Source organism: Pseudomonas sp. KCJK9000, from assembly GCF_046230725.1.
In the GTDB taxonomy this organism is placed as follows: Bacteria; Pseudomonadota; Gammaproteobacteria; order Pseudomonadales; family Pseudomonadaceae; genus Aquipseudomonas; species Aquipseudomonas promysalinigenes.
In genome coordinates, this window is record NZ_JBJJLN010000010.1 from 20766 (window position 1) to 44481 (window position 23716).

Annotated in this window: 24 protein-coding genes; 7 read left to right on the forward strand and 17 right to left on the reverse strand. The window is 60.8% G+C overall.

All coding sequences use genetic code 11. The features are described from left to right. Positions 1–5 precede the first annotated feature (5 nt). The 10 genes from kdpA to ACK59H_RS07040 form a co-directional block, all read right to left on the reverse strand. Positions 6–1700: a potassium-transporting ATPase subunit KdpA gene (gene kdpA, locus ACK59H_RS06995; RefSeq protein WP_060478557.1), complete on the reverse strand. Its 1695-nt coding sequence runs from the start codon at positions 1698–1700 to the stop codon at positions 6–8. Between the two features lie 9 nt (positions 1701–1709). Then, positions 1710–1799 carry a K(+)-transporting ATPase subunit F gene (gene kdpF / locus ACK59H_RS07000; RefSeq protein ID WP_060478558.1) on the reverse strand — a complete coding sequence of 30 codons (90 nt, stop codon included), beginning with the start codon at positions 1797–1799 and terminating at the stop codon, positions 1710–1712. A gap of 176 nt (positions 1800–1975) precedes the next feature. After that, entirely contained in the window at positions 1976–3022 is a 1047-nt protein-coding gene (locus tag ACK59H_RS07005) for an AI-2E family transporter (RefSeq protein WP_060478604.1), read from the reverse strand. Positions 3023–3034: 12 nt separating this feature from the next. Next, positions 3035–3829, reverse strand: a complete 795-nt coding sequence (locus ACK59H_RS07010; RefSeq protein WP_060478559.1) for a DUF4892 domain-containing protein — start codon at positions 3827–3829, stop codon at positions 3035–3037. A gap of 109 nt (positions 3830–3938) precedes the next feature. Next, complete coding sequence (locus ACK59H_RS07015) at positions 3939–4793, reverse strand: alpha/beta hydrolase (RefSeq protein ID WP_060478560.1); 855 nt, start codon at positions 4791–4793, stop codon at positions 3939–3941. Then, positions 4790–5578 (reverse strand): alpha/beta fold hydrolase, encoded by a 789-nt coding sequence (locus tag ACK59H_RS07020; protein ID WP_060478561.1) that lies wholly within the window; start codon positions 5576–5578, stop codon positions 4790–4792. Before ACK59H_RS07020 ends, ACK59H_RS07015 begins: the two co-directional genes overlap by 4 nt. A 92-nt stretch (positions 5579–5670) precedes the next feature. Continuing rightward, entirely contained in the window at positions 5671–6045 is a 375-nt protein-coding gene (locus tag ACK59H_RS07025) for a hypothetical protein (protein WP_060478605.1), read from the reverse strand. Positions 6046–6156: 111 nt separating this feature from the next. After that, complete coding sequence (sixA, locus tag ACK59H_RS07030) at positions 6157–6615, reverse strand: phosphohistidine phosphatase SixA (protein WP_060478562.1); 459 nt, start codon at positions 6613–6615, stop codon at positions 6157–6159. Then, on the reverse strand, positions 6612–6959 hold the full coding sequence (locus ACK59H_RS07035; RefSeq protein ID WP_060478563.1) for a DUF4389 domain-containing protein: 348 nt from the start codon (positions 6957–6959) through the stop codon (positions 6612–6614). The genes sixA and ACK59H_RS07035 overlap by 4 nt, the downstream gene beginning before the upstream one ends. 15 nt (positions 6960–6974) lie before the next feature. Then, on the reverse strand, positions 6975–8000 hold the full coding sequence (locus ACK59H_RS07040) for an NAD(P)H-dependent glycerol-3-phosphate dehydrogenase (protein WP_060478564.1): 1026 nt from the start codon (positions 7998–8000) through the stop codon (positions 6975–6977). 152 nt (positions 8001–8152) lie between these two features. Here ACK59H_RS07040 and ACK59H_RS07045 point away from each other — a divergent pair, with 152 nt between their 5' ends. The 5 genes from ACK59H_RS07045 to fabB all read left to right on the forward strand — a co-directional run bounded on the left by ACK59H_RS07045 (position 8153) and on the right by fabB (position 15038). Further along, positions 8153–10267 (forward strand): TonB-dependent receptor, encoded by a 2115-nt coding sequence (locus ACK59H_RS07045; protein ID WP_060478565.1) that lies wholly within the window; start codon positions 8153–8155, stop codon positions 10265–10267. Next, on the forward strand, positions 10267–11151 hold the full coding sequence (locus tag ACK59H_RS07050; RefSeq protein WP_060478566.1) for a hypothetical protein: 885 nt from the start codon (positions 10267–10269) through the stop codon (positions 11149–11151). Before ACK59H_RS07045 ends, ACK59H_RS07050 begins: the two co-directional genes overlap by 1 nt. Further along, positions 11148–13073: an ATP-binding protein gene (locus ACK59H_RS07055; RefSeq protein ID WP_060478567.1), complete on the forward strand. Its 1926-nt coding sequence runs from the start codon at positions 11148–11150 to the stop codon at positions 13071–13073. Before ACK59H_RS07050 ends, ACK59H_RS07055 begins: the two co-directional genes overlap by 4 nt. Before the next feature lie 217 nt (positions 13074–13290). Then, complete coding sequence (gene fabA / locus ACK59H_RS07060) at positions 13291–13806, forward strand: 3-hydroxyacyl-[acyl-carrier-protein] dehydratase FabA (RefSeq protein WP_060478568.1); 516 nt, start codon at positions 13291–13293, stop codon at positions 13804–13806. A gap of 11 nt (positions 13807–13817) precedes the next feature. Next, entirely contained in the window at positions 13818–15038 is a 1221-nt protein-coding gene (gene fabB, locus ACK59H_RS07065) for a beta-ketoacyl-ACP synthase I (RefSeq protein WP_060478569.1), read from the forward strand. 51 nt (positions 15039–15089) lie between these two features. Here the strand turns inward: fabB and ACK59H_RS07070 are convergent, their stop codons facing one another. After that, a complete protein-coding gene (locus tag ACK59H_RS07070) occupies positions 15090–16097 on the reverse strand; it encodes an amidohydrolase family protein (protein ID WP_060478570.1) in 1008 nt (335 codons plus the stop codon). Between the two features lie 111 nt (positions 16098–16208). Here ACK59H_RS07070 and ACK59H_RS07075 point away from each other — a divergent pair, with 111 nt between their 5' ends. Then, positions 16209–17090, forward strand: coding sequence for a pirin family protein (locus ACK59H_RS07075; RefSeq protein ID WP_060478571.1), 882 nt, complete (start codon positions 16209–16211; stop codon positions 17088–17090). A gap of 51 nt (positions 17091–17141) precedes the next feature. Here the strand turns inward: ACK59H_RS07075 and ACK59H_RS07080 are convergent, their stop codons facing one another. The 4 genes from ACK59H_RS07080 to ACK59H_RS07095 all read right to left on the reverse strand — a co-directional run bounded on the left by ACK59H_RS07080 (position 17142) and on the right by ACK59H_RS07095 (position 20881). Continuing rightward, positions 17142–17867 carry a dienelactone hydrolase family protein gene (locus tag ACK59H_RS07080; protein ID WP_060478572.1) on the reverse strand — a complete coding sequence of 242 codons (726 nt, stop codon included), beginning with the start codon at positions 17865–17867 and terminating at the stop codon, positions 17142–17144. Positions 17868–17948: 81 nt separating this feature from the next. Further along, a complete protein-coding gene (htpG, locus tag ACK59H_RS07085) occupies positions 17949–19856 on the reverse strand; it encodes a molecular chaperone HtpG (RefSeq protein WP_060478573.1) in 1908 nt (635 codons plus the stop codon). Between the two features lie 69 nt (positions 19857–19925). Beyond that, the gene (locus tag ACK59H_RS07090) at positions 19926–20408 is read right to left on the reverse strand and encodes a PaaI family thioesterase (RefSeq protein ID WP_060478574.1); all 483 of its coding nucleotides are present in this window, start codon (positions 20406–20408) and stop codon (positions 19926–19928) included. Continuing rightward, entirely contained in the window at positions 20405–20881 is a 477-nt protein-coding gene (locus tag ACK59H_RS07095) for a PaaI family thioesterase (RefSeq protein ID WP_060478575.1), read from the reverse strand. The genes ACK59H_RS07090 and ACK59H_RS07095 overlap by 4 nt, the downstream gene beginning before the upstream one ends. A gap of 152 nt (positions 20882–21033) precedes the next feature. On the opposite strand from ACK59H_RS07095, the gene ACK59H_RS07100 reads away from it, so the two are divergent. Next, complete coding sequence (locus tag ACK59H_RS07100; RefSeq protein WP_060478576.1) at positions 21034–21297, forward strand: hypothetical protein; 264 nt, start codon at positions 21034–21036, stop codon at positions 21295–21297. A 68-nt stretch (positions 21298–21365) separates the two neighbouring features. Here the strand turns inward: ACK59H_RS07100 and ACK59H_RS07105 are convergent, their stop codons facing one another. Then, complete coding sequence (locus tag ACK59H_RS07105; RefSeq protein WP_060478577.1) at positions 21366–22115, reverse strand: DUF599 domain-containing protein; 750 nt, start codon at positions 22113–22115, stop codon at positions 21366–21368. A 179-nt stretch (positions 22116–22294) separates the two neighbouring features. Further along, positions 22295–23608: a branched-chain amino acid transport system II carrier protein gene (gene brnQ / locus ACK59H_RS07110; protein ID WP_060478578.1), complete on the reverse strand. Its 1314-nt coding sequence runs from the start codon at positions 23606–23608 to the stop codon at positions 22295–22297. Positions 23609–23716 lie beyond the last annotated feature (108 nt).

The window sequence follows — 23716 nt, forward strand, 5'->3', positions numbered from 1 at the left end:
GTTCCTCAGAAACCCAGGCTCAGTTGTTCAGCGATCGGCCCCAGGGCCAGGGCCGGCAAGAAGGTCAGCCCACCCACCAACAAGATGGTCACCAGCAGCAGGCCGGCGAATAGCGGGCCGTGGGTGGGGAAACTGTTGCTCCCCTGCGGCGCCCGCTGTTTGGCTGCGAGGCTGCCGGCCAAGGCCAGGATCGGCAGGATGTAGCCGAAGCGGCCAATGAGCATGGCAAAGCCGATCATCAGGTTGTGGTACACCGTATTGGCGCCAAAGCCTGCGAACGCCGAACCATTGTTGGCGGCCCCTGAGGTGTAGGCATACAGCAACTGGCTGAACCCATGGGCGCCCGGGTTGCTCACGGCACTAGCTGGGCCTGGCAAGCTGGCGGCAAGGGCCCCCAGCACCAGAACGCCAACCGGCATCACCAGCAGGGTTGCCACGAGCAGTTGCACTTCACGGGCCTGCAGCTTCTTGCCAAGGTACTCCGGCGTACGGCCGATCATCAGCCCTGCCAGGAACACGGCGATCAGCACGAACAGCAACATGCCGTAGAGCCCGGCACCGACACCGCCGAATATCACTTCCCCAACCATCATATTGACCATGGCCACCATGCCGGTCAGCGGGTTCAGGCTATCGTGCATCGCATTGACCGAGCCATTGGAGGCCGCCGTGGTAGTCACGCTCCACAGCACCGAACCGGTGGTGCCGAAACGGCTTTCCTTGCCTTCCATTGGCGCGCTCTGCTGCACCTGGGCACTTTCCAGTGCCGGATTGGGCTGATACTCCGACCACAGCGCCGTGGCGCCCCCGATCAGAAACAGGGCGAGCATGCAGCCAATGATTGCACGGCTCTGGCGCAGGTCTTTGACGTAATGCCCGAAGGTAAATACCAAAGCCACTGGGATCAGGATGATCGAGACCACCTCGAACAGGTTGCTCAATGCCGTGGGGTTCTCGAACGGGTGCGCCGAGTTGACGCCGAAGAAGCCACCACCGTTGGTACCCAACTGCTTGATGGCGATCTGGCTAGCAGCTGGACCGAGCGGGATGGTCTGGTCCGTACCCTGCAGCGTCAGCGCGTGGGCATAGTCGGCAAACGTCTGTGGTACGCCTTGCCAGACCAGCAGCAGCGCCAACAGCAGGCTCAGCGGTAACAAGCCATACAGCGTTGCCCGGGTCATGTCGACCCAGAAGTTGCCCAGATCGCTGGTGCAGCGACGAGCGATACCGCGGCACAGCGCGACCAGCACGGCAAGGCCGGTGGCGGCGCTGACGAAGTTCTGCACCGCAAGCCCCAGCATCTGGCTCAGGTAGCTGACCGAAGCCTCGCCGCTGTATGCCTGCCAGTTGGTGTTGGTGACGAAGCTGACCGCTGTGTTGAACGCCAAAGACCACTCAAGGCCAGGCAAATGCTGCGGGTTCAGTGGCAAAGAGCCCTGCAGCATGAGCACGCTGAACAGCAGCACGAAGCCCGCCAAGTTGAAGGCCAGCAAGGCCAGGGTGTATTGCTTCCAGTTCTGCGCCTGTTCGGCCTTGACCCCTGCCAGGCGATAGCAGCCCTTCTCCAGCGGCCCCATCACAGGCGTCAACCACGTATGTTGTCCCTCCATGACTTTGTAGTAAAAACGCCCGAGCCAAGGTGCTGGCAACAGCACGAGAGCAAAAAACACGATCAGCAGCGTGTAATCGTAACTGTGCATGGCTGCTCCCTAGCTGCGATCGGCGTGCAGCAACGCCACCAGCAGGTAAATTGCCAAAGCCACTGCCAGCAGCAGTGACAGACCGTCGAGCATGTACATCAGTGCAACTCCCCTTTTTGCGGCATTGGCCGCTTCGGGGAAATTGTCCGAGTGATGGGCGTAAAGAGGCGAGATCAGGGGGTGGGGGTGGGAATAAAGAATGCGTAAAGACGAGGAATCTCGAATGCCTGCGCCGGCCTGCTCGCGGGTAACCCTGCGAACAGGCCAGTTTCGGTTTACTGCTGCGGCTGCGCCGCGTTACGGCTCCATTCCAGCAGCAGGCTATAACCAACCGCCAGTAAAGTCGGGCCGATGAACAGACCGATGAAGCCAAAGGCGATCAACCCCCCGAACACGCCGAGCAGCACGATCACCAGCGGCAGGTTGCCGCCTCGGCTGATCAGGTAGGGTTTGAGCACGTTGTCCACGCCGCTGATGACGAAGGTGCCCCAAATGCCGAGAAACACCGCCATGCCATACTCGCCCTTCCACACCAGCCAGCCGGTGGCCGGAATCCACGCCAGCGGCGGCCCCATGGGGATCAGGCTGAGCATGAAGGTCACCAGCCCCAGAACGATCGCCCCAGGCACGCCTGCGATCAGAAAGCCTATCAGCGCCAGAAGGCCTTGAGCTGCTGCGGTGCCGATCACGCCATTGACGACCCGTTGCACGGTCCCTGCCACCAGCTCCAGGTAGTAATCGGCGCGTTCGCCCACCAGCCGGTTCAGCAGCCGCAGCACGAACGCCGACAACCGCGGCCCGTCCCGGTAAAAGAAGAACACGAATATCAGGCTCAGGGTCAGCTCCAGCACGCCACTGCCAATCTGCGCACTGCGCGCCAATAACCAGTTGCCCACTTGCCCCAGGTAGGGTTTTACCGATGCCAGCAGGGCCGCGCCTTGCTGGTCCAGCGACTGCCACCCGCTGACCAGGCGCTCACCTACGAAGGGGATGCCGCCAAGCCAGTCCGGTGCGTCGGGCAGGCCATCGACCTGTACGTCACGTACGAAGACGACGGTGTCGCGTATGTGATCGGCCAAGTTGAAGCCCAGCCATACCAGCGGCAAGGCGACGATGAGAATCCAGGCCACGGTCAGCACACTGGCAGCCAAGGTTTCGCGACCTCCCAGCGCACGCGTCAGCAGACGCATCAGTGGCCAGCTGGCGAAGGCGAGGATGGCCCCCCATAACAGCGCGGACATGAACGGTGCCATCACCCACAGCGTGGCGCCGAACAACGCCAGCAGCAGAATCTGGACCAACAGGCGGTCATTGATGCCCATGGCGATGCTCACTCAACGAATCAGTTCCAGGTGCAGGCCGTCGGTAGGCGCATCGCCGACTTCAAGCCGGCTGAGGCGCACGCCCGCCTTGCCCAGCAATTCGCGCCAGGCCCCGGCTTGGGCGCCACTTAGGCTCACGCGCAAAGTGCTGTCGAGGTTCAGGCTGCGGGCCAGCAGAGTGACCCAACTCTCCTGGGGTGCAGCCAAATCCGGGTAGTCGAGTTTGCCCGTATCGCGCAGTTCGCGCAGCACCGTGGCGGCTGTGGGGAGTATCTCGCCCAGCGGGCTGGCGGCGACGAACTCTTCCACGTGCAGGTAGGCGCGGCGGTTGCCCCGGGTGACGCTGTACAGTGCGACCAGGGTGTCGGCCTCCTCGGCCGAGCGGCGCAGCAGGATGAACGCCTGTTGCTCGTCACCGCCGTTCAACCTTGCGTTGGCAAACACATCGTTGGCCCACAGGCTGCCTTCACCGCAATCGCGGCCCTGACACCAGAACAGCGGGTAGCCGCCCTCGTTCTGTAGCGCCTCGCGGGCGCTAGTGAAGGCTTCGCGAGCACTACGCTCGACCGGCAGCTCGTAGGTGACCGAGCTGACCTGGCCACGGCTTTCAATCTTGTCATCGACACGCAGGCGGCCGCTGATCTTGCGCACTGGGCCCATAGGATAGACACGTTCCTGCTCCACGGCCGGTCGCAGGTCCACTACCTTGGCGTCCGCGGGCACAGGCAGGCTGCCGGCCCACAGCAGGGGGCTGGCCAACGCCAAGCAAGCGGCGGCGGCAGTATGGATGGATACGGGCATGCTCATCGGCAGCCCATGCGGCGCAGCGCGCCGGGTTGAAGCTCCAGGTTGTCTGGCATTTGCATGGTTGTCTCCCTGTTCAACCCGCCAAGCCTCGGCACTTGTCAGATGCAAGTCAAGCAAAGCCAAAGAAGCGATTGAAACAGTCTGCGACAAGGATCGCACCCGGTTCATCGTTCAAGTGCAGATGATGGCCCCCTTGCAGCAGCGTCTGCTCGAAGGGTAGCTGATCCAGCAAATCGCTATGGCGCGCCAGCATGCCCTGGGCAGCCACCACTAGGCTGACCGGGCAGTTGACCCTTTGCACGAAGGCCATCGCCTGTGCCTGGCTCAAGCGCGTCGGCGACGGCAGCGTCAGGCGGCTGTCGCTGCGCCAGCTGTAGCCACCGGGCACCGGCATCAGGCCACGCTGGGCCAATAACTCAGCGGCCTCACGGCTGACCGCAACCATACCTTTCATGCGCGCTTGCACGCCCTGCTCCAGGCTGGTGTAAACCGATTTGCGCTTGCCGTCCAGGCGTAGCTGGGCCTGCAAGGCCATGCCTAGGCGCTCGCCAGAGTCCTGCTCGGCACCGGTGGGGGGAATGACGCCGTCGATCAACGCTAGGTGGCTGACCCGTTCAGGCAAGGCGCCTGCCAATTGCACCGAGATGATCGCCCCCAAGGAATGCCCCAGCAGCGCAAAACGGTGCCAACCTAACTGTTCGGCGACCCGCAGCACATCATGGGCATAGTCGGTCAGTGCATAACTCCCACCCGGCGGCCGATGTTCGGAATAACCGTGACCGGCAAGATCAAGGGCGACGATGCGCAACCCTTTGAGCAAGGGAGCCAGGCGCGCGAAGCTGTTGGCATTGTCCAGCCAGCCATGCAGGGCAATCACTGGCAGGCCATCGGCGGGGCCGAACAAGTGCGCCGCCAGCTCGATATGGCCCAGGTTCAGGCGAACCTCCTCGACCTGGGCGCTCATGCCTGGCTCCAGCGGTCGAACAGGCCTTTGATCAGGCTGGCGGTATCGGTCGGCCGCTCCAGTGGAAACATATGCCCACCCGGCACGCTGTGGTATTCGCCGCGGGGCATGCTGCGCACCGCCAGTGCATGGTGGCGGCGGATCACCGAACTGCGCTCGCCACGCACCATGGCCAGGGGCACCTGCAACTGGCGTGCAGGCGCTGGGCTGACGTGTGGAATATTGCGGTAGATGCTGATTTCGGTCGCCGGGTCGAAACGCAGACGCAGCCCGTGCTCGACTTGCTGCAGGCCATGGTCAAGGTAGGCGTCCAGGCAGTCGGTGTCGAAGTGGCGAAACAACGACTTGCTGGCGAAATAGTCGCGGGCGCTATCTCGGTCGGCAAACGTTTCACGCCGCCCGAGGGTACGAGCGGCCGGGGTGATGCGATCGATGAAGCCAAAGCGCTTGGCCGTGCGCAGCAGCCACTGGTCAGCGCGGGTCAGCACGGGGGAATCGAGCATCACCACGCCGCGGTACAGCTCCGGTCGGCGCAGGGCGGCATGCAGGTGCAGCACGCCACCCAGCGAATGGCCAACACCCCAGACCGGCGCCGCCTGCTGCTCCAGATGGTGCAGCAGTTCGTCGACCAGATTCTGCCAATTGTCGTTCACCGGAAAACGCGGGTCGTGGGCATGCTGGGCCAGGTGACTGACCTGATAATCCGGCGCCAGGGCACTGAACAGTTTGCCGTAGGTGGCCGAAGGAAAACCGTTGGCATGGGCGAAGAAGATCTGCTGCGACATGGCGCCGGGTCCGCATGTGAGTGATGGCCCATTGTCTGCACCTGGCAGGTAAACGGCAACGCCCGTAAAGGTCATCAGCGAGGGCGATCAGGTCATGCCGACTGATCGAAACTGGCCAGCGAGCGGCGAAGGCAGGCCTGCATGTACGCAATCTGGCTTTCCAGTGCTTCGCGGGCCAAGCTCTGGTCCTCGAGGTCCAGCTGCAAGCGACGCAGAGCCAGGCAGCTGGTCTGCAGCAGTTGCGACATGCGCATGCACGATCGCTGAAGTTCCTGCAGGTCCTGCTCGAGTTGCAAGTTGTCCAAAGGTTGCTGCTCGGCCTTGCTGCGCACGCGGCCCACCAGGTGATAGAACTTGGCGTCGGCAGCCTCGCGCAACAAGGCATATTGGGCAAAATCCAGGCGGCTGTTGCGCTGCACGCATTCCAAGGTGGGCTGCAGGTCCAGGGAGCGCAAAAGTTCTTGCATCATTTGGCTCATTCATTACTCCCTGGCTGTCATTGTTCTGGTCTTCCGTGACCGCAAGCTTGCGTGCCCTGTAAGTGCCTGACAACTGGCAGAAATGCTAGTTGTTCAATGTCAATCAGGCCTGGTCAGCGCACACATCGTCATCAGACCGGCCAGCGGCCACTCACCTTCCAGCGCTGCCAGACTGGCGGTGGTCATGGGTACCGGCTGCTGCAGATGACCGTGCTCCAGCATGCCGACCAAGGCACCCACCAGCGGCTGGTGGCTGACCAGCAACACATGTTCCAGGCCCAGCCGCTCAAGCTCACTGATCACCTGCCGCACATCGCTCTCGGGGGTCAGCCAAGGTACAGTGATCACCGGTTGCGCGAAGCCCAGCGTGTCATGCACCAGGGCAGCGGTTTGTTGTGCACGTACGTATGGGCTGGCAATGATCGCCTGCAATGGCTGCCCCAGCAGCCGCGCCGCACTGCGCAGCACCTGCTCGCGGCCGTGGTCTGTTAGCCGCCGCTGGGGGTCGGTATTGGCGCGTTGCTCGGCCTCGCCATGGCGTAGCACCCACAGCTTCATAACTTAGGCTCTTCATCGCGTACCGGGTGTGCTGCCGGGGCCACGGCGTGGGGTGCCTCACCTTCTGGTGCGCGCGCTGCCGGCCAGTCGGCAAACGGCCAAGGTTTTTGATCGGTGTGGAAAGTACCGAACCGGCCGATCTGCGCCAGGTACTGGCTGAGACTATCGCCGAAGTTCATCATGCTGGCGCTCGGCGCGCCATAGACCAACCGATAGATCAGCTGCACCAGCACCAGGCCACCGAGCAGCAGCTCGGCCAACTGCCAGACCACCAGGAACACCAGCATCCACAGCACCCGCAGGATGATCGACTCGCGCTGGGCTCGCTCGGGGGTATCGTTCATGTACTGCTCCTATGTTCAGTTGAAACCGCTGATGGAAATGAAGTCGACGTCCGTTTTGGGCTCGGCACGCATCAGGTGCTCGATCACCTGATTCAGCGTGCGGCCTTCGAACAGAATGGCGTGCAGGCCTGCCACCAGCGGCATGTAGACCTGTACCTCCTGGGCCTTGGCCTTGAGCACCTTGAGCGTGTTGACGCCTTCTGCCACTTCTCCCAGGCGAGTGACTGCCTGTTCCAGGCTCAGGCCCTGGCCCAGTGCATGGCCCACTTGGTAATTGCGGCTCTTGGGCGAGGAGCAGGTGACGATCAGATCTCCAACGCCGGCCAGGCCCAGGAAGGTCATGGGGTTGGCCCCTTGGCTGACGGCAAAGCGGGTCATCTCGGCCAGGGCCCGAGTGATGAGCATGCTTTTGGTGTTTTCGCCCATGCCAAGGGCTACGGCCATGCCGGCGATGATGGCATAGACATTTTTCAGCGCCCCTCCCAACTCGACACCGAAGCGGTCACTGCTGGCATAGACCCGGAACGTGCGCCCGTGCAGGACGGCCTGCACCCGCTGGCACAGTTGTTCGTCTTCGCTGGCAACCACTGTGGCGGTCAATGCATGCTCGGCGATCTCGCGGGCAAGGTTCGGGCCGGACAGTACGCCGATGCGAGCCTCAGGGGCAATTTCCTCGAGTATCTGACTCATGAGCTTGAAGCTCTGCGCCTCGATCCCCTTGGTCAGGCTGACCAGATACTTGCCGCGCAGCAGCTGGGCATGGGGCGCCAGTACGCTGCGCAGGGCACTGGACGGCAGCGCGACGAAAATAAGGTCGCTGCCTTGCAAGGTGCTCAGCAGGTCATTGACCGGCTCGACGCCCTCCTGCAGGCGGATACCCTTGAGGTACCGGGGGTTCTCACGGTTGACCCGCATTGCCTCGGCCTGCTCGGGATCGCGCATCCATTGGCGCACCGGCACACCGTTTTCAGCCAGCAGGTTCGCCACGGCGGTGCCGAAGCTGCCACCGCCCAGAACTGCAACAGGTTGCTGTTCAGTCATATTCAATCCGTTAAAGCCATTAGGTTAATTGGCGACCCGTTCATTATACGGCTCCACTGCCTAGCGCCAAGGCTGGCAACGCCAATGACGCACTGGCAAAACCCTGCCGGTCAGTTAACATGCCTGTTTAAACTCTCAGACAAGGCTGTCCTGTGTTCCTTGGCCTGCCCCCTTACCCTCGCGTGCTGCTGCTGACGGCCCTGCTCGGCGGCCCAGCCTTGGCCGATGACTTGTTCATCGACAACAGCGACCTGCCGCAGGTTCTGACCGCAACTCGCCTTAAACAGTCCCCGGCGGCAGTGCCGGGCAGCATGACCGTACTCGACAACGAGTTGATTCGCGCCAGCGGCGCCCGTGATATCCCCGAGCTGCTGCGCCTGGTCCCGGGGATGATGATTGGCTACGGCGCCGGTAACCAGCCGACCGTCAACTATCACGGCAGCAACGTCAACGATGCTCGACGCATGCAAGTGCTGATCGACGGCCGTTCGGTGTACCGCGCAGGGCTGGCCACCGTGGACTGGAGCGACATTCCGGTAGCCATCGAAGACATCGAGCGCATCGAGGTGTTTCGCGGCCCGAACACTGTCAGCTATGGCGCCAATGCGTTGATGGCGGTGGTCAACATCCTGACCCGCAACCCGGCAGACAGTCATGGTACACGGATGAAGCTGACGCGCGGCCAGGACGGCATCAATGACTACTACCTGAGCCACGGCCTGGGCTGGGACGGTGGCGACCTGCGTCTGTCGGTGTCCGGCCAGCAGGACGATGGTTTCGACGAAAATCAGTTCGGCCAGAACTACCGCGACAGTCGTCGCCTGAACCGCTTCAACCTAAGCGTGAGCCACGTCCTGGCCCCCGATCAGACCCTTGAGTGGCAGCTGGCAGCGAAAGAAGGCAGCAACCAGCGGCCCTATACTTACCAGCCGGTTTTCCCCTATGTCACTCAGACCGGCAACAACGCTGACGTCGACGCCAAGGATTACGCAGGCTCGGTGCGCTGGAACATCGATTTCAACCCCGAGCACAGCCTGTACGTACAGGGTTCGGCCCAGCATTTCGATCGCCAGCAGGTGTGGCGCGCGTGCGATGCGGCCCTGTCGTTCAGCCCGGAGCTGACGCGCCTATGGCAGATGAACCCTGACTTTGCCGAAAAGGTCGCCCGCGGGGCCAACAACCCGCCAAGCAGCAGCAACCCTGAAGAACAGGCGCTGGTCGACGCTATCAAGGACCAATGGAACAACCAGGGCGGCAGGAACGTGGTGTGCGGCGATGTCGACCAGAGCACGCGAGAAACCCGCTATGACCTGGAAATCCAGGACACCCTCAGCCTGACCGACAGCCTGCGCCTGCTCAGCGGCATGAATTACCGTTATGATCGCGCCGATTCGCAGACCTACTTCAATGGCAGCGTTGACGATCAGACCTGGCGCCTGTTCGGCCAGCTGGAATGGCGCGCTGACGAGCACTGGATCGTTCAGGGCGGGGCAATGCTGGAGAATTCGCGCCTGTCCGGTAGCTCCCTGACCCCACGCATGGCGGTCAACTACCTCATCACCCCGCGCCATGGCTTGCGTGCAGTCTATTCGGAGGCCGTGCGCTCACCCGACATGTTCGAGAACAACGTCAACTGGAGCTACACGGTCAAGAATCTAAGCCCCGCAGCGTTCGGCCAGCGCAATGCCGAGTACTTCGTCAAGACCCGCGGCCCTGGGGATCTGGAACAAGAGCGTATGCGCTCTAGAGAACTGGGCTACAACGGTTATTTCAGCGACATCGACTTGAACGTGGATGTGAAGCTGTTCTACGACGAAATCACCGGCATGATCAGCGAGCCGCTGAAGAACAACCAGTTCATTGCCAGCAACGCCAACAAGGCCAGGTTCACCGGTAGCGAGGCACAGTTGGACTGGCGCGTGGCTGCGCGCGATCGCCTGCGCCTGACCTATGCCTACGTCGACGCCTGGGCCAGCAACACCGCAGACCGCCGCCTCAGCGCACGCAACAGTGGCTCAGCGGGATGGATGCGCGAATGGGGGAAAGGCTGGTCGAGTGGATTGTTCTACTACGGTGACGACGCCCTCAACCAGTACCGCTACGAACGCCTCGACCTGCGCGTGGCCAAGCGTTTTCACATACAGGGCAGCACCCTTGAGTTGGCTGCATTGTGGCAGCAACGCCTGGACGACCAACCCACCACCGTGGAACAGAACCGCTACGACAGCCGCCATCGCCTGAGCGTCAGTGCGGAGCTGGAATTCTGATGGCCCTGCTGCTACGCCTGCTGCTGTGTCTTTGGCCATTGGGCTCGCTGTCTGCCAGCGAAATCCTGCTGGTCGGCGAAGATCAGCCAGGCGTACGCAACTTCGCGCAAGCGCTGCAAGAGCGTCGCAGCCATGACCAGGTGCGCTTCCAGAGCATCGCCGAACTCAGCCGCCCCGACCAACTCAAGCCTGACGTGCGCTTGGTGCTGCTCGACACTGTCGCGCTCGACTGGCGCCTTGGCCAGCATAACGGCCCACCCGCCCTGGCCATGCGTATCAGCCGGGTGCAGGCTGAGCAGCGCCTGGGAAAGTCGCGCCCTGGGTACCTGACGCTGCTGTGGAGCGACCCGCCGATGGCCCGGCAACTGCGCCTGGCCCGCTACTTGCTGCCGCAGGCCCAGCGCATTGGTGTGTTGTACGGTGAACACAGCCGTTTTCTGCTCGATGAACTGCGCCAGGCCGCGCGCCCATTGGGGCTGGAAATCGTCGCAGAGGACTGGCCAGACCCGCGCGACAGCCGCCCATTGCAGCACCTGCTGGGCACCAGCGACGTGCTGCTGGGGCTGGACGACCCACAGCTGTACAACTCCAAAACGGCAAAGAATTTGCTGCTCAGCAGCTACAGCCGGCAAATGGCGCTGATAGGCCCGAACGTAGGGTTCGTGCGCGCCGGCGCCTTGGCCAGTACCTACAGCGATCAGGAAGACTGGCTGAGCGTGCTCGATCAGTTGCTCGACCAACCGACGGCGCGCTGGCCCCGCAGTTTGTATCCGGCACGCTTTGGCGTCAGCGGTAACCAGCAAGTGGCACGCGCTCTGGGGCTTGAACCCATTGATCCGAACGCCACCGCCAAAGCCCTGGCCGAAGGAGAACCCAAGCCATGAGCAAACGCCTGAGCTGGGACATCCATACCCGCACTCAGATCATCAGCCTTGGTCCTGCACTGTTGCTGACGTTGCTGTTGATCAGCTTCTTCACCTTCGTCCGAATTCAGGACTTACGCCAGGAGCTGAACCACACCGGGCAGTTGATTGCCAACCAACTGGCGCCTGCATCCGAATACGGCGTCATATCTGGAAACAATGAAGTGCTGGAAGGGTTGATGCGCGCAACGCTGAGCATTCCCCATGTACGTTTCTTGGAGGTACAGGACAGCCGCAACCACATCCTGGTGTACGTCGAGCAGCGCGACGAGAGCGGCAAGCGGGCGCAACAGGTAGAGGTATTCCAGGCACCGATCCGGCTGCAGCAAATCCGCCTGGACAGCGACTTTCTGCAACAAGGCAAGGCACCCACGCCCGGCATCGGCGATGACTACCTGGGCCGGGTGATCGTCGGCATGTCCGACGATGCGTTCAGCCAGCGGCAGCAGGAAATCGTCATCAAGGCCGCCATCCTCGCCCTGTTCGCTCTAGTGTTCACCTTTTTGCTGGCCCGTCGGCTGGCCATGAGCCTGGCCAGACCGATCAGCGCCATGGGGCACGCAGTCAAGGCCATTCAGCAGGGAGAATTCAATGCCCCGCTGCCAGTGGTAGACGACAGTGAACTCGGCCACCTGGCGCACCATATCAACAACCTGGCCAATGCGCTGGACCAGGCCAGTGTCGAGCAAAAGCAGGCCATCGCCCAGTTGATCCAGGCACGCGAGGAGGCCGAGCAGGCCAACGGCGCCAAGTCGGAATTCCTGGCGATGATGAGCCATGAACTGCGCACGCCCATGAATGGTGTGCTGGGCATGCTGCAACTGCTGGAAACTACCCAACTGACCAGCGAACAGGCCGAATACACGGCAGTAGCCAGCGAGTCTACCGGCCACCTGCTCAAGGTTATCAACGACATCCTCGACTTCTCGCGGATCGAACGCACTGCGCTGGAGCTCGAACACATCGAGTTCAACCTCGCCGAGCTGATCGCCAGCAGCGTGCAGTCGTTCCAGCACAGTGCGCAGCAGCGTAACCTGGACTTGCACCTTAAGTTACCGGCCGAAGATGCAAAGCCAATAGTGGTTGGCGACCCGACCCGCATTCGTCAAATTCTGCTCAATTTGATCGGCAATGCGCTGAAGTTCACCGAGCGCGGCGAGATCCAGGTCCAGGCGAGCTGGCAAATGCTCGACCGGCAATCGCTGAGGTTCACCTGCAGCGTGCGCGACACCGGCATCGGCATCGACAGCGATCGCCTGGAAATGATGTTCGTCGCTTTCCAGCAAGCCGACAGTTCGATCTCTCGCCGCTACGGCGGTACCGGCCTGGGCCTGTCGATAGCTCGCACCCTGGCCGAGCGCATGGGCGGCAAGTTGCGCGCTCAAAGCCGCGAAGGGCTTGGCTCGACGTTCACCCTGGAAGTACCGCTGCCCTTGGCCAGCAGCGTACCGGCAGCAGCGCTGGGTAGCGCAGCGGAGGGTGCCCCCCTGCCGGTGGGCAATCGCATCCTGCTGGTGGAGGACAATCCAGTCAATCAGAGCGTGATCGAAGCCATGTTGGGTAGCTTGGGCATGGAGGTCAGCGTGGCTCAGGACGGTTTGCAGGCGGTGGAATATGTCAGCCAGCAGCCGTTTGCAGCGGTGCTGATGGACTGTCGCTTGCCGCAAGTCGATGGCTATGAAGCCACCCGGCGTATCCGGCTATTGCCCGGCGGTGGGCAGTTGCCGATCATCGCCTTGACCGCCAATGCATTGCAGGGTGACCGTGAGCGCTGCCTGGCTGCAGGCATGAATGATTACCTGAGCAAACCGTTCCGTCGGACTGATTTGCAACGCATATTGCAACGCTGGTTACCCCCACGGTCAGCGGCGACTGGCGATTAATGCTAAATTGCGGCAGTCTTGGCAGTCTTAAAGACTGGACAGGACCTTATTCGGACCTGAAAATAGACGTTTCAGTGCACACCTGTACTTCTTTCGCCGGGTGCACTGTGACTTTCACCACAACGCAATAGTCTACCTGTAGGCTGCCGCTCCAGATGCTAGAAGGAGCGGCCGGGAAGATTCATCCCCTGCCACAGGGGGTTATTGAGGAGCTCGCATGACCAAACAACAAGCCTTTACTCGGGAAGAGCTGCTGCGCTGCAGTCGCGGTGAGCTGTTCGGCCCAGGTAATGCGCAACTGCCCGCGCCGAACATGCTGATGGTCGATCGCATCACCCATATCAGCGAAGAAGGCGGCAAGTACGGCAAAGGTGAATTGGTCGCCGAGCTGGATATCACCCCGGACCTGTGGTTCTTCGCCTGCCACTTCGAAGGCGACCCGGTCATGCCAGGCTGCCTGGGCCTTGACGCGATGTGGCAGTTGGTCGGTTTCTTCCTCGGCTGGCAAGGCCTGCCGGGCCGTGGCCGCGCACTGGGTTCGGGTGAAGTGAAGTTCTTCGGCCAGGTACTGCCTACCGCCAAGAAAGTCACTTACAACATTCACATCAAGCGCGTCCTCAAGGGCAAGCTGAACATGGCCATCGCCGATGGCTCGGTCAGCGTCGATGGCCGCGAGATCTACACCGCCGAAGGCCTGCGGGTCGGCGTGTTCACCTCCACTGACAATTTCTAAGGGTTATTCGCATGCGCCGCGTCGTTATCACTGGTCTGGGCATCGTATCGTGCCTGGGCAATGACAAAGCTACCGTCACCGAAAACCTGCGCAACAGCCGTCCGGGTATCCGTTACAACCCGGAATACAAGGAACAGGGGCTGCGTAGCCAGGTTTCCGGCTCCATCGACCTGAACCTCGAAGAACTAATCGACCGTAAGGTCTACCGCTTCGTTGGCCACGCCGCTGCCTACGCCTACCTGGCGATGCAGGACGCGATCAAGGACGCCGGCCTGACTGAAGAGCAGGTATCCAACCCACGCACTGGCCTGGTGGCCGGTTCTGGCGGCGCTTCGACCCTGAACCAGATGGAAGCGCTGGACACCCTGCGTGAAAAAGGCGTCAAGCGTGTTGGCCCGTATCGCGTAACGCGCACCATGGGCAGCACCGTGTCGGCATGCCTGGCCACCCCGTTCAAGATCAAGGGCATCAACTACTCGATCTCGTCGGCCTGCGCCACATCGGCTCACTGCATCGGCACCGCCCTGGAGCAGATCCAGTGGGGCAAACAGGACATCGTCTTCGCCGGTGGCGGTGAAGAAGAGCACTGGAGCCAGTCGTTCCTGTTCGACGCCATGGGTGCCCTGTCGACCAAGCGCAATGACACCCCCGAACAGGCCTCGCGTGCCTACGACGCCGATCGTGATGGCTTCGTCATCGCAGGCGGTGGTGGCATGGTAGTGGTCGAGGAGCTGGAACATGCCCTGGCCCGCGGTGCGAAGATCTACGCCGAAATCGTCGGTTATGGCGCCACTTCCGATGGCTACGACATGGTCGCACCAAGCGGTGAAGGTGCTATTCGTTGCATGCAGCAGGCGCTGTCCACCGTCGACACCCCTATCGACTACCTCAATACCCACGGCACTTCGACCCCGGTCGGTGACGTTGCGGAAATGAAAGGCGTGCGTGAAGTATTCGGCGACAAGGCACCGAAGATCAGCTCGACCAAGAGCTTGTCGGGCCACTCCCTGGGCGCTGCCGGCGTACACGAGGCGATCTATTGCCTGCTGATGATGGAAAACAACTTCATCGCCGGCTCCGCCAACATCGACGAGCTGGACCCTAAGGTCGCCGACCTGCCTGTGCTGCGCCAAACCGAAGAAAACGCCAAGATCGATACGGTCATGAGCAACAGCTTCGGCTTCGGCGGCACCAACGCCACCCTGGTGCTCAAGCGCTGGACCGGCAAGTAACAGCCCGCAGCAGTTAGCTGTACTGAGCGCCCCGACTGGTTCGGGGCGTTTTCATTTGCGGTGCTTGGGCAATACGGCCAGAAAATTGTCCCTTGCCACCTTGTTCGCCACCTCCTGCGGCAATGCATCCAGAAACGGTTTGAAACCCTGCATCTGCTCGCCAAGACTACCGAACCGCCCCACCACATCCGACCCCAGCATGAATCGATCCGGATGACGCTCGACCAGCGCGACCCAGTCCGGGCTCGGCTCACCGTGTTCATCCAGTAGGTACGGCTGTAACACGCTCCACGATAAATCCACGTAGAGGTTGGGATAGTCAGCCAGCAGTCGCGTCAGTACTGGCAGGAGAAAGTCCATCCGAGTCTGATGCCGATGGATCTCTGCGCTACTGCCTGCATGGGCCCAGATGAAGCGGGTATGCGGATGATTGCGCAATGGCTCTTCCAGCTCAGCCAGGTACAGCGGGTTACGTTCACGCTTTGAAGTGATGTTCGAGTGCAGCAACACCGGCATGTCCCGCTCCGCGGCCAGGTGATAGATACGCGCCATGGCCTCGTTGTTGGCCCTGGGCGTTTCGCCGCTGGTCAACGCAGTAAGGTCGTCATGACGTGTGAATACTTCGCCAATGCCCTGCCACAGCTCAGGATCGAGGTCGAGCATACGCTCGATATGGCTCACGGCATTCTTGTCCACCGGGTTGAAACCGCTTAGAAACGGATGGAAGCGCTTTCTCTGTTCGGGCGCAAGCCTGTTCAGCGCAGCCGCTACGTAGGTATCGGTGGCACTGTACCAATAGGCGTCGGCGTCATCACCGGCGTAATAGCGCGGGCGCTTGGGTTCGTCTTCATGCCATTTCTTGGCCACCGGGATTCCCGAAATCATCGCATGCTCAACGCCCGCCTGGTCCATGGCCTTGATGAGCGCTGCCATGCCTTCGGTTTCCTGAAAGAAGTCTACGTAATGCAGGTGCGCATCACTGTAATAGTAGTCACGAGCCTGGGCCGCCTGGCTTAGCCAGCCAGACAACAGCATGCAGGCCAGCGTTCTTGCAATCATGGGCGCCCTCCTCCTCAGTTTTGAAAAGGGTAGACCGAACAGGCCGCGCATCGGTTCAGCAGCGCCCGGGAAACCGCTATGCTGGGCGTATGCCACTTCCTGGAGCCGAGCATGAGTAGCCCACTGATCATCCGCCCACGCGCCGAATCGGTGGAAGGCCAGCCGATTCTGCGCCCGCTGCCTTCAGCACAGTGCCGCAGCGTCGGGCCGTTCGTGTTCTTCGACCACATGCTCAAGACCGACTATGCGCCGGGCCAGGGCATGGACATTCGCCAGCACCCGCATATCGGCCTGTCGACCCTCACCTTCCTGTTCGAAGGCGCGCTTGTGCACAAGGACAGCCTAGGCTCGGAACAACGCGTACTGCCAGGTGATGTGAGCTGGATGACTGCCGGCAAAGGTGTAGCGCATGTCGAACGCACACCAGCAGACGCCCTGGCCCAGGGCTCGCGCTTGCATGGGCTGCAGGTATGGCTGGCCTCGCCAAAAGCACTCGAGCAGGGCGAGCCGAGCTACCACCACCACCCAGCGGCAACCCTCCCGGTCAGTGACAACCTAGGCGTACGTATCTGCATGATTGCTGGTAACGGCTTTTGCCTGGAATCGCCGGTGCAGGTGCTCTCCCCTACCCTTTATGCGCACGTGCTCATGCAGCCTGCCGCTACCTTGGTCGTGCCTGACGAACATGCCCAGCGGGCGCTGTATCTGCTCGACGGCGAGCTGTGGATGGACAGCGATCGGATTGAGGCTTGCAGCCTGATTCTGTTACCGCAAGGGCAAGAGGTCACACTCTATGCTGAGCAAGCATGCGAGCTGGTGCTGATTGGGGGCGCGCCATTGGACGGCCCGCGGCGGATGAACTGGAATTTTGTGGCCAGTGACCCGGAACTGATCGAGCAAGCTCGGGCCAGGTGGGCTGCCGGGGATTGGCCGGTGGTGCCGGGCGAAACATCGAGGATTGAGCTACCGCATGGAACCAGGGCCGCTTCATAGCCCATTCGCGGTCTAACCCGTGAATGGGCTGCAAGGCAGCCCCATGCGGTATCAGCGCTGGAATACTTCGCTGAGCAAGTTGTGCATCGAACGGAACGCCCGCTCCGAAGTGCGGCGATCGTACTGCATCTTGCCAGGCACATTGGCACTCGGGTCGGTGAACGAATGCACCGCGCCACCATAGCTCAACAGTTGCCAATCGACCTTGGCCGCGGTCATTTCCTCTTCGAATGCTGGCAGTTGCTCCTTCGGCACCAACGGGTCGGCAGCCCCGTGCAATACGAGCACGGAACCGTTGATACGCTTGGCGTCTTCAGGATTGGGGGTATCCAGAGTGCCGTGGAACGACACCGCCGCTTTCAGGTCGGCACCGCTGCGGGCCAACTCGAGGGCACAGCAACCTCCGAAGCAGAAACCGAAGGCTGCCACTTTACCCGGCTCAAGCAGCGCTTTGGACTGGCCCAGCAACTGATCCAGTGCCTCTTTCATGCGCTTGCGCAGTTCACCACGGTCATTCTTCAAGGGCATCATTGCCGCCCCTGCCTCCTCGGCGTTCGACGGGCGAACCGACTGCCCATACAGGTCGGCGATCAGCACCACGTAGCCTTTCTCGGCCACTTCCTTGGCGATACGCTCGGCACCTTCGGCGATCCCCATCCAGTTTGGCGCCATCACCAAGCCCGGACGGCCCAAGGCCCCTGGCTCGTAGACCAAGCGGCTTTCATAGGTCCTGCCAGACAGGTGATACACCAGTGATTCGACGATTACCTTGCTCATCAAGCACTCCTTAGGCATTTTGTGGCAACGACATCCCGCCATGAAAAAAGCCCGCCGAAGCGGGCTTTGTGATGCATCAACTCAAGCAGATAGCTCGACCAGTAGCTTGTTCAGGCGACGAACGTAAGCCGCCGGGTCCTTCAAGCTGTCACCGGCCGCCAGGGCGGCTTGATCGAAGAGAATGTGCGACAGCTCAGCGAACCGGTCTTCACTCTGCTCGTGATCGAGCTTCTCGATCAACGGGTGAGTCGGGTTGAATTCGAAGATCGGCTTGGACTCAGGCACCTTCTGGCCGCTGGCTTCCAGGATCTGGCGCATCTGCAGGCCCAGGTCCTGCTCGCCGATGGCCAGGATCGCAGGCGAGTCAGTCAGGCGGTGGGAGACACGCACCTCTGCCACGCTGTCACCCAGTGCACCTTTGAGGCGCTCGACCAGGCCCTCTTTGTCCTTGGCCACTTCTTCCTGTGCTTTCTTGTCCTCTTCCGAGTCCAGCTTGCCCAGGTCCAGGTCGCCGCGTGCAACGTCGACGAACGCCTTGCCGTCGAACTCGTTCAGGTAGCTCATCAGCCACTCGTCGATGCGGTCGGTCAGCAGCAGTACCTCGATGCCCTTCTTGCGGAAGACTTCCAGGTGCGGGCTGTTCTTGACCTGCGCGTAGGACTCGCCGGTGAGGTAGTAGATCTTGTCCTGACCTTCCTTGGCACGGGCCAGGTAGTCGGCCAACGACACGCTCTGCTCGCCGCTGTCGTCCTGGGTGGACGCAAAGCGCAGCAGGCCGGCAATCTTTTCTTTGTTGGCGAAGTCTTCTGCAGGGCCTTCTTTGAGCACTTGGCCAAAGTTCTTCCAGAAGCCCTTGTACTGCTCAGGCTCGTTCTTGGCCAGCTTCTCGAGCATGTCCAATACGCGCTTGGTCAGCGCAGTCTTCATCGAGTCGATGATCGGGTCTTTCTGCAGAATTTCGCGAGACACGTTCAGCGACAGGTCGTTGGAATCGACCACACCCTTGATAAAGCGCAGGTACAACGGCAGGAACGACTCGGCCTGGTCCATGATGAACACCCGCTGCACATACAGCTTCAGGCCGCGAGGTGCTTCGCGCTGATACAGGTCGAACGGGGCGCGAGCAGGCACGTACAGCAGCGAGTTGTATTCGAGCTTGCCTTCGACCTTGTTGTGGCTCCAGGTCAGCGGGTTCTCGAAATCATGACCGATGTGCTTGTAGAACTCCTGGTATTCCTCGTCCTTGACCTCAGAGCGGGAGCGGGTCCACAAAGCGCTGGCGCGGTTGACGGTTTCCCATTCCTGGGCAGGCTGCTCTTCACCCTCGGCAGCTTCAGGCTGCTCCTTGGGCAATTCGATCGGCAAGGCGATGTGGTCGGAGTACTTCTTGACCACATTACGCAGGCGCCAACCATCGGCGAATTCCTGCTCGTCCTTTTTCAGGTGCAGAACGATACGGGTGCCGCGCTGGGGCTTGTCGATGGTTGCAACTTCGAACTCGCCTTCACCCTTGGAAGACCAGTGCACACCTTCAGCGGCAGGCAGACCGGCACGGCGGCTGTAGACATCGACCTTGTCGGCGACGATGAACGCCGAGTAGAAGCCAACGCCGAACTGACCGATCAGGTGCGAATCCTTCTTCTGATCGCCAGTGAGGTTCTTCATGAAGTCAGCGGTGCCCGACTTGGCGATGGTGCCCAGGTGAGCAATCACATCTTCACGGCTCATGCCGATGCCGTTGTCTTCGAGGGTCACAGTGCCGGCTTGCTTGTCGAAGCTCAGGCGGATCTTCAGGTCGGCATCGCCCTCGAGCAGCTCTGGCTTGGCCAGGGCCTCGAAGCGCAGCTTGTCTGCAGCGTCGGAGGCGTTGGAGATCAGCTCACGCAGAAAGATCTCTTTGTTCGAGTACAGCGAATGGATCATGAGGTGCAGCAGTTGCTTCACCTCGGTCTGGAAGCCCAGCGTTTCTTTTTGAGTCTCCACACTCATGGTCTTCAAAACTCCGATCTGATGGCAATGGCGCCTGGCGGCCGGTATGGCCTGCTTTAACGGCGGATGTCATGCAGATGGGGGCTGCCCGGACGATTTCAAGGGCTTTTGCGGTTCGATCTTGAAATGTGCACGCGCGGTGGCGATCGGCGAATGTCGGTCGGCCTGCCAGGCGGTGATGGCCACGTTGGTTACCCGCCGCCCCTGACGGAACAACTGGCATTGGGCGTAGGTGTCGCGAAAATGCCCGGCACGCAGGTAGTCGATGGAAAAATCGATTATTTTCGGGATGCTCGCGCTTTCGCTGTAGACAAGCAGGTAAAGCGCCGCAGCAAGCTCCATGAAACCCGCGATGACACCACCATGAATGGCCGGCAGCAAGGGGTTGCCAATGTTGCGCTGACTGGCTGGTAGGCAAAACAGCAGGTCGTCGCCCTCACGCTGGCACTGAATACCGATAAGGCCGGCATAGGGGATCAAGCCTAGCAACGGCTCGTAGTCACCACGTGCATGGGCAGCGTTCAGTTGCAACCGGACGTCTTCAGGGATCATGCGCCACCCTCCTTGAGACTGTTACCGAAGCGGATGCCCCCTTTGATCTCCTGACCCAGGCGCATGAAGGTGCCCACAACATGGCAGATTGGCTGGCCAGGGTCGTCCTGATAGGCGGTGCCACGGGTGAAGATCACGTCGCGTGTCACTCTATAACATTGAGCATGCCCGTAGATTGGCTTGCCGGGTAACGCGCCATGCATGTAGTCGATACGCAGGTCCAGTGTCGGGCATACCTCGAAACGTGGCAGTACGCACAACGTGGCCATCCCACAGGTTGTATCCATCAGGGTGGTCAACGCCCCTCCGTGTACCGCGCCCGTCTGCGGGTTGCCGACGATTGCCGGTGACCAGGGCATGACCAGCGTCATCCCCTCACTGTCGGCATGGGCCACGCGCATGTCCAACAACTGACAGTGACTTAATGCTGAAAGAAAACGTTTGGCCATGGCCAGCAAGCTTGAATCGTTCATACGCTGTTTCCGTGATCACTGCCTTGACGGCATAAAACCAGTAAAAAGTCCATGTAGAACGGTGCGTTATATATCTTGAACGAATGCGGAACTTCTTCCGCAGGGCTGAACTCGAAGAAACAACTCACTTATCACTAAGAGGAAACAACCCCATGCGTAAACCTTTTGCTTTTGCTCTGATGCTGGCTGCTGCCATGGGCCTGGCTGCTTGCGATAAAGCGAGTGAAGACAAAGCCCAGGACGCACAAGAACACCGTGAACAAGCTCAGGAAAAGATGAGCGATGCTCAGGATAAGATGAACGACGCTGCCAAGGAAAATGCCGAAGCCGCCAAAGATCAGGCTGAAGCCGAGCAAAAGGCTGCCCAAGAGGCTGCCCCTGCGACTCCAGCTCCGACCGAACCTGCCAAGCAGTAATTGGGTCCAAACAAAAAAACCCGACATGGTCGGGTTTTTTTGTGCCTGAGATTTAGCGATTAATCGATTCAGTTAGTTATGCCGGAACTTTCTTTTGGCGTGTCTGTCGCCGTACTTTCAGTGGGTGTGAAGACCATGACGTCCAGTACATCGGAGTGAAACTCGCGGCGATACAAAATCAGGACCACTCCTACACTCATGACCATGAATAGCCATGGGCTGATGAACCAGGTCAGCATGGCCATGCCAAAGTAATAAGAGCGCAGGCCCAAGTTGAACTGGTTGGCCGCCAGCGACAGCACGCGCGCCGCACGTGAAGCAAAAGCCTTACGCTCCAGCTCATTGACCTGACGCTCACCGATCATCGGTGCAGACCCCACCAGCACGGCGGCAAAGTTGTATTGACGCATGCACCAACTGAACGTGAAAAAGGCGTAGACGAAGACCAAGGCCAGGCACAGCAGCTTGATCTCGGACATTCCTTGCGAGGTCTGCTGCACCAGGGGTAGGTCCGCAAGCAACGACAGCGCGCGATCCGACGCCCCTAACACGGTCAGAATCCCTGCCAGGATGATCAGCGTGCTGGAGGCAAAGAATGAGGCGTTGCGCTCCAGGTTGCCGATAACGCTGGCATCTGCAATACGGTTGTCGCGCAGCAGCATGCGGCGCATCCAGTCTTCCCGGTACAAATGCAGCACACTGGCCAGGCAGGCAGTATCGCGCCCCTTCCAGATGGCATAGCGGGTGTAACCACCCCAGCAGACTACGAACCAGCAGACAGCCAGTAGATTGTGAAGGTTGCTTTGGATGAAGTTCATGCAGATTTCCCGAGGGGCAGCACAAATACAAGTATCCGGGTTTCGACGTCCAACAGCGGCAAAAGGCACACCTGAAACGAAAAAGCCCCGCACCATTAGAGGTACGGGGCTTTCTTCGTCTTGACCCTTGGCAGACAGCCTATGGCTTTTGGCCGGCGCCGCGTTCAGGCATCAACGGCTTATGCCAAGGCTTCGCGGGGCTTGCCCAGCATACGGTCGCAAACCACGGCGCCAATCAGAGTCAACACTGAAGGCACCAGCCAGGCCAGGCCTTGATCGCTGAGCGGCAAGTGTGCAAGGGCATCAGGCAGCACGTGGGCAATGTCGCTGCCCTTGATCGCATCGACGATCCCAAAGACCAGCGATACCAGCATTACCGGTGCCAGGATGCGCGTAGGCGAATTCCACAGCTCTTTCACGAAGCTCAGCCCCACCACTACGATGCATGGCGGATAGATGGCGGTGAGGACTGGGATCGAGAACATGATCAGCTTGGTCAGGCCAAGGTTGGAGATCAACAGCGAGAAGCCAGCCAGGATCACCACCAACGCACGGTACGACAACGGCAGCACCTGGCTGAAGTACTCCGCACAGGCACAGGTCAGGCCCACTGCGGTCACCAGGCACGCCAAGGCAATCAGCACCGCAAGGAAGCCGCTGCCCAGGGAGCCGAAGGTATGCTGCACGTAGGCATGCAGGACAGCGGCACCGTTAGTGGCTCCGGCGGCGATATCGTGACTACCGGCACCCAGGCGGAACAGGCTGATGTATACCAATGCCAAGCCGACACCGGCGATCAGGCCGGCGATAATGGCGTAGCGGGTGATCAGCTTGGGCGATTCGACACCACGCGAACGAATGGCGTTGACAATGACGATACCGAACACCAGCGCACCGAGTGTGTCCATGGTCAGGTAGCCATCGGAGAAGCCCTTGGAGAATGCCGAGGCGGCGTAGGCCGGCTGCGCCTCACCGATGGTCCCAGCCGGCAGGGCGAAGGCTGCAATACCCAGCACCGCCAAGGCGATGATCTTGAGTGGCGCGAGAAAGCGGCCGACCGTGTCCAGCAACTTGCCTGGATACATCGACACCGCCAAGACCACGGCGAAATAAACCAGGCTGTAGATGAACAGCGCAGTTGGGCTTTCACCCGTCAACGGCGCCACGCCAACTTCGAACGACACCGTTGCCGTACGCGGCGTGGCGAACAGTGGACCGACCGACAGGTAGCAAACGGCCGCTAGCAGGCCACCGAAGAACTTGCCGATCGGGCTGCTCAGGGCGTCCATGCCGCCACCGACTTTGGCCAGGGCGACTACGGTGATGACCGGTAAGCCCACAGCAGTGACCAAAAAGCCCAGAGCCGCCATCCATACGTGTGGGCCGGACTGCAGGCCTACGATAGGCGGAAAAATGATGTTGCCAGCGCCTACGAAAAGCGCAAACGTCATAAAGCCAAGCGCCAGGATATCCTGGCCTTTGAGAACTTTCATTTAAGGTAGTACCACACTGCTGAAATCGGGATTCGAGAGGGGATTTCCCATTTGGATGCGGGGAAATGCTGCCCGGCTTGATGAGCCAGACCCGTTTAGCGTGTCGTT